Genomic DNA, 5,656 nt, shown 5'->3' on the forward strand with positions numbered 1-5,656 from the left:
GTGTTAGGCACGCCGCCAGCGTTCGTCCTGAGCCAGGATCAAACTCTCCATAAAAGTTTATTTATGAAGCCATTTGATGGCTCTATTAACTATTGATGTTAGATGTAACCATCTAACTAAGCGACTACATCGAAATCATAGATTTCGTGTATCTGCTTATGGAGCGGAAAACGAGATTCGAACTCGCGACCCTCGCCTTGGCAAGGCGATGCTCTACCACTGAGCTACTTCCGCATCCGCTATCAATTGATTGACGTGGTTTTTAACCACTCGCACATCTGGCTTTATGATGCATTACTTACACTGTTTAGTTTTCAGAGAGCAATTTGCTGCACTTGCGACGGTTATATATTCTAACACACAACATCGGTTATGTCAACATCTTTGTTCGTGTTATTTTTTTCCGCCGTTCGCAACAGCTTTTATAGATTATCATGTTTTTTATTTCATGTCAACTGTTATTTATTGGTATCTTTTTTTAAGCCCAAAATGTCGTCTCTTTGTATGTCCAAACCTGCACTCAGCAGGTGGGTATCCTAAGGTATGCTTTTGCCTTCCACTCAGTGGTGGCTCGACAGCTACATACCATCAAATTCCCTAGTTTTTTCAGTAGGTTGGACATATCTAAGATAACATCCATCCCAGGCTATGTATTGGAGGCGACACCCAGATTCGAACTAGGGGATCAAGGTCTTGCGGACCTTTGCCTTACCACTTGGCTATGTCGCCATTGCTTTTCGGATCTATTACTATATCAGACTTCGTTAGTTATGTCAACTAATTTTCGTTAGTAAAAAAGACCAGTTACCTGATCTTTCATGTTTTTGGTCGGAGCGGCAGGATTCGAACCTGCGACCCCCTGGTCCCAAGCCAGGTACTCTACCAAACTGAGCCACGCCCCGATATACTTTTGGCAGGGGCAGTAGGACTTGAACCCACAACCAACGGTTTTGGAGACCGCTACTCTACCAATTGAGCTATACCCCTAGATGCCCCAAAACCCAATCATTGTGGGATTTCTGATGCCTGTGTATTTTGTATATTATATTATAACATAATGTCAGGTGTATGTCTAAACAAAAAAATATGTTATCTAAAGAAGAATATGAACCACTCACAACACTACCTGATCTTTGGCAGTATATTGCAGAAATGCTGGAAACTGCATTCGGAATTTTTATAAAAAAATACAGGTGGTAACTGTTTGGGGAGGTAGATATCCTACACCTACCTCCCCAAAACAATTTAGATTATAATTAATTAAGCTAGATGTACAAGTGGTTCTAGCTGGACTAATCATGATATTCCGCTTCTGAAAAGCTTTTATAAACGTGTTAAAGAACGATTTAATGATATACTGAAATCTAAAGGTAAGGTTATCATAAAGCATCAGAATTGTTTACCTATAATCTTCTAGGCTTTGTTTCGTAGCAACCAAGGTTATCAAACCCCTAGTTTTTTCTATTATTTTTATACTCAAAATATTTTTTTGTAATAGTATGATGGCTTCATCTAATGTATCTGTGACAAAACTGGTATGAAATATCTCATTTTCTTGCGAATGCAGGTTTAGAACGGTAAAATACTTGATTTGGTCATCCCTAATTTGCTCGTAAATCGCACATCTACATTCAACTGCCATTTTCTTTCTCCAGTTGGATATTTTGACCAATAGATTGTATGACATCTTTTCAAGTATTTCAAGCTTATAAAAAAAAGATGACAGAAAAGTATTCAAATTGAACAAGTATGTCCTCGGTTTATAAAATTTTTACGGCATTATTCACCATGATTTGACACGATACATTACAATTGAATCTTTTCATGCTGATATGCGACAGAAAAACAAGTATGATTATTTATTGACGTTACCCCTGCTAATATTTGATTTTTCTTTTCAATATGAATTGCCGTAACTAAGACAGCATCAGCTGGTTTGGTCTGTCGCTTTTGAATTGCCATTTGATAATCTGTCGCATTAATTTTACAATTTGTCACAACAAAAAACTGCAGCCAAAAGTAACTGGTTGCAGTTTTTTCTATTTGGGGACTGTCTTAACGCGACAGCCCCTTATCTAGTTTTTTTGATAACAGAACCATTTAACCATAATACATCGTGCCTGCAACTGTATTCCGGTTAGCTTTGCCCGAATTATAAAGATACTCCAGATGTGCTGCTGCTTCCCCGGTAGCAAACCACTTCTGCGCTTTGGGGAAGTCTTCCCAACTCTTGGCTCTAATTTCCCAATGCATGCGTGCAGCCACTTCACAAGCATTTTTAGGACCATCTGCTAAAATATCAAGAATTTCTGCTAGCCGCCTTTTATGATGGTCTACAAGCTGGTCAATGCGGCTTTGTGTGTCTCGAACAATCTCGCGGTGGGCTGTGAACAGCCAATCAATATCCAAATTCTTCACTTTTTTTAGACTCATTAAATACTGCGCAAGAGAATCCTGCTTAAAATTCCAGAAAGTAATATTCGGAGTAATCGATCCCAGAATATGGTCACCGCAAAAAAAGAGGCGATGTTTTTTTTCATATAAACCAATATGACCGGGAGTATGTCCAGGAATATCAATGACGGTAAAAGTGTAATCCCCGTATTGCAGTTGATCTCCTTCTGCCAGCCCCTCACAGTCAGTCAAAGGTAGCGAACGGTACCGGTACCCAGGATGATCTTCTAGCGTAATATTATAAATATGAAGGCCATGTAAAACAATCACTTCATTCATCCAGTCCCAAGAGCTTTGGCTGTACATGTTCCGGATAGCATGTTTTTCCTTGGCACCGGCATAAATGCGAGCCCCCCTCTGTTGCAACAGGCCCGCTAAACCGGTATGATCTGAATGAAGGTGAGTAAGAACCACATCCGTCCTATCAAGATCAAGCCCCAAATTTTTGATGCTGTTTAATAATGCTTCTTCACATTCCGGTCGATTGAAACCTGTGTCAATAATTAAGTTGCGGTCTGCCGATAAAATAATATAACTATTCAGAGCCTTCAGCGGGTTATTCGGTAAGGGTATCTTATTGCAATAAATATTGGGATAGATTAATTCTTCCATTTTTTACTTCTCCTTTTTTTGTATTTTCTCAGCCAAATAGTCCTGCCAATGCGGAATCAGAAGGACTTGGTCGAAATATTCTAGTGGAGTAATCCCCTCTAAGCAGTAACTTATAATACTGATAAGTTGAAATGCTATTTAAGATCTCGAAATTATACTGATTACTCTGAATGCGCCAAAAAGTAATACTTATTCCTCTATATTCGGGAGCATTTCCATGAACAAAATTGAAAAATTAGTATTGAGAATGCTTTTACATCATTATTAATAAACGTGTTTCTAATGTATGAGTTCCTCAAGATTTCCATGATTTCAATGAACTGATACACTACTATTTTAGCACATAACATGTTAACAAAAAATATTTACTTTGGTGCTACCCATTTAATCTGTTAATTTTAGACACTACTTACAAAAAACCGGATTTCTCACGGTATAAAATTAATCTTGGCAAAAGTACTTAAAAGCTAAAGCTTTTGAAACGTATACAAAGCATGTTTACACAAAAAAACCACCCACAACCGTTAGGCTGAGAGTGGGCAAAGCTCTCTCCATCAAAAAGTAGAACGCAAATTAACTTGCTTTATTACTCATATGATATTTTATATTTACTACTTCTTTCACTTTTGGGCGATTAAATCGAGCAGTGATTATTGAAATAACCCAAGGTACTAAACGACCTAAAGCTTTAATCACTTAAATCATCCCCCCTCAGATAGATTAACATTATTATACAATAATTTATTTTCTAGATTAAGAATAATGTGGAATTATGCAACATTTATGACAAAAATAACAAATTCATCCCTATCTAATCTAAAAGTGGGCCGTAATCTTGTTAAATATAAAAGTACCGCCCGCCAGAATAATCGGCAGGCAGCAGTAATTATCGTTTATAAATAAAACACTGTATCTTTTCGTAAATGTAATCACGGTTACCCTTTCCAAGTTGATTAATGGTATAAAAATGATCACCATTCCATTTATTATAATATCTGTATAAAGGCACTGTATCTGAACGTTTCCGAGCAAAAACAAAACATTCAATACCTTCATAACTATAACCACCTCTACCTTCACCTAACTCATCAAAATCGGTAGTATAGAAGTGATCACCAGTTGATTTATTGTAATACCTATATAAAGGCACTGTGCCTTGTTTGCGTTGATCATATACATAACCTAGAATTTCCTCGAAAACATAACCCTTCTTGCCATCTTTAAGTTGATTGTAATTGATGGTGTAATAATGATCACCATTTATGTGATTATAATATTGGTACAACGGCACCGTACGAGGGCCATGTGCAGCATCAGCATTAATTCCAGAAATGATCAATAAAATACTCAATACAAACAGGATTAACACCTTTTTCATTGTTTTCTCTCCCTTCAGATAAATTACCATTTATTATACAAGAAGCTAGTGTTGAAATAAAGGAGAATATGGAAATATGCTAAATTTATGCTAAAAACAGCAAAACCTACCTTCGCGACTGAAAGTAGGCTTGCAATATCCCACTGCTAAGATTAAATACATTCTGGCGTAAGCTCTCCAGTATCTGCAAACCTCAGCAGTATGTATGAATATCTCTCATTCTTCTGGTATTTCAAAGTAATAGCTCATTTCTTAAACATTCTCAATATACGATGTAGGGCTATAAATAGTAACGCTATAATTAATAAAGTGTCGACAATGCTCCATTCGCTGGCAGGATTGCGGGTTAATCCATACAGTAGTGCCATTACGATAAAAAACATGTCGCCGTACCTTTTTAACCAATTCATAACAGTCTGTGAAAGTAGCATACTATACTCAGGGTGAGACGGTTTACCCGCCGCCTCTCGGACTAGCTCACCATCGCTGTTTTGTTTCGCAAGTGCGATGGTGGGCTTTTATTTGGCCGCTCTTGATTCCACTTTACCATTTCAATACTTTGAGTAATCTTTCGATTTTAAATACTATATTATTACAAGTACTGAAACGACAATAACCAAGGATTCTTCTCCCCTGTTATTTACTTTCACGTCCTCCTCCCTTCTAGTTAATTATATTAAAATACTTAACATATATTAAGTACTTTTATTTATTCAAATCAGGTCTAAGCAATATATTTTCCCGCCTAATCAATGTATTGAAAAACTTTTAAAAACTAGTTTCCATAATAGAAGTTTATTTAAATATTATTGTTGACAAATCTGCTGAAATTAGGTACAATAAATTCCGTCAGTTAAACATCTTGAAAAACAGTAGATACTGTACAATAATATCGGGGCGTAGCTCAGTTTGGTAGAGCGCTACCTTGGGGTGGTAGAGGCCGCACGTTCAAGTCGTGTCGCTCCGACCAGAAAATTCAGTAAATCCGCAAGTTTGTAAGCTTGCGGATTTTTTACTTATATACTTTGCATTTTTCAAGAAACAAAATTAAAATTTATACAAGTTAAAAGGACAGACTGTAGTTAGCCATGCCTTTTAATCTTCCGTTTTTAACGTTAGCAAATATTGTAACATAAGATACAACCAATTATATAAAACGGCTCTATAATAAATGTTGGGGTAACCAGTTCTACAACTGGAACTGCCTCAACA

General features: G+C 36.8%; 6 protein-coding genes, 5 tRNA genes and 1 other RNA gene. 2 read left to right on the forward strand and 10 right to left on the reverse strand.

Annotation, left to right across the window (positions count from 1 at the left end; all coding sequences use genetic code 11):
- Positions 1-159: 159 nt before the first annotated feature.
- From AC29Z1_RS12545 to AC29Z1_RS12565, 5 genes are all read right to left on the reverse strand, one after another.
- A tRNA-Gly gene (locus AC29Z1_RS12545) sits at positions 160-234 on the reverse strand.
- 243 nt (positions 235-477) lie between these two features.
- Positions 478-651, reverse strand: a non-coding RNA gene (ssrS, locus tag AC29Z1_RS12550) — 6S RNA.
- A 3-nt stretch (positions 652-654) separates the two neighbouring features.
- A tRNA-Cys gene (locus tag AC29Z1_RS12555) sits at positions 655-729 on the reverse strand.
- 96 nt (positions 730-825) lie between these two features.
- Positions 826-902 (reverse strand) — tRNA-Pro (locus AC29Z1_RS12560).
- Positions 903-911: 9 nt separating this feature from the next.
- A tRNA-Trp gene (locus AC29Z1_RS12565) sits at positions 912-987 on the reverse strand.
- Between the two features lie 81 nt (positions 988-1,068).
- On the opposite strand from AC29Z1_RS12565, the gene AC29Z1_RS12570 reads away from it, so the two are divergent.
- Positions 1,069-1,200 carry a hypothetical protein gene (locus AC29Z1_RS12570; protein ID WP_488271804.1) on the forward strand — a complete coding sequence of 44 codons (132 nt, stop codon included), beginning with the start codon at positions 1,069-1,071 and terminating at the stop codon, positions 1,198-1,200.
- Positions 1,201-1,399: 199 nt separating this feature from the next.
- Here the strand turns inward: AC29Z1_RS12570 and AC29Z1_RS12575 are convergent, their stop codons facing one another.
- The 5 genes from AC29Z1_RS12575 to AC29Z1_RS12595 all read right to left on the reverse strand — a co-directional run bounded on the left by AC29Z1_RS12575 (position 1,400) and on the right by AC29Z1_RS12595 (position 4,444).
- Positions 1,400-1,642, reverse strand: coding sequence for a hypothetical protein (locus AC29Z1_RS12575; RefSeq protein ID WP_488271805.1), 243 nt, complete (start codon positions 1,640-1,642; stop codon positions 1,400-1,402).
- A gap of 164 nt (positions 1,643-1,806) precedes the next feature.
- Positions 1,807-1,998: a hypothetical protein gene (locus AC29Z1_RS12580; protein ID WP_488271806.1), complete on the reverse strand. Its 192-nt coding sequence runs from the start codon at positions 1,996-1,998 to the stop codon at positions 1,807-1,809.
- A 102-nt stretch (positions 1,999-2,100) separates the two neighbouring features.
- Positions 2,101-3,066, reverse strand: a complete 966-nt coding sequence (locus AC29Z1_RS12585; RefSeq protein ID WP_488271807.1) for an MBL fold metallo-hydrolase — start codon at positions 3,064-3,066, stop codon at positions 2,101-2,103.
- Between the two features lie 573 nt (positions 3,067-3,639).
- Complete coding sequence (locus AC29Z1_RS12590; RefSeq protein ID WP_488271808.1) at positions 3,640-3,762, reverse strand: hypothetical protein; 123 nt, start codon at positions 3,760-3,762, stop codon at positions 3,640-3,642.
- A 190-nt stretch (positions 3,763-3,952) separates the two neighbouring features.
- On the reverse strand, positions 3,953-4,444 hold the full coding sequence (locus tag AC29Z1_RS12595; protein WP_488271809.1) for a hypothetical protein: 492 nt from the start codon (positions 4,442-4,444) through the stop codon (positions 3,953-3,955).
- Positions 4,445-5,337: 893 nt separating this feature from the next.
- Here AC29Z1_RS12595 and AC29Z1_RS12600 point away from each other — a divergent pair.
- Positions 5,338-5,414, forward strand: a tRNA-Pro gene (locus AC29Z1_RS12600).
- Positions 5,415-5,656 lie beyond the last annotated feature (242 nt).

This window comes from Sporomusa sp. (assembly GCF_057736855.1).

What these genes read in the sequence shown, in the direction of transcription:
- AC29Z1_RS12570 (WP_488271804.1), top strand. Translation starts at nt 1,069, where the DNA reads ATGTCTAAACAAAAAAATATGTTATCTAAAGAAGAATATGAACCACTC.
- AC29Z1_RS12575 (WP_488271805.1), bottom strand. Translation starts at nt 1,642, where the DNA reads ATGGCAGTTGAATGTAGATGTGCGATTTACGAGCAAATTAGGGATGAC.
- AC29Z1_RS12585 (WP_488271807.1), bottom strand. Translation starts at nt 3,066, where the DNA reads ATGGAAGAATTAATCTATCCCAATATTTATTGCAATAAGATACCCTTA.
- AC29Z1_RS12595 (WP_488271809.1), bottom strand. Translation starts at nt 4,444, where the DNA reads ATGAAAAAGGTGTTAATCCTGTTTGTATTGAGTATTTTATTGATCATT.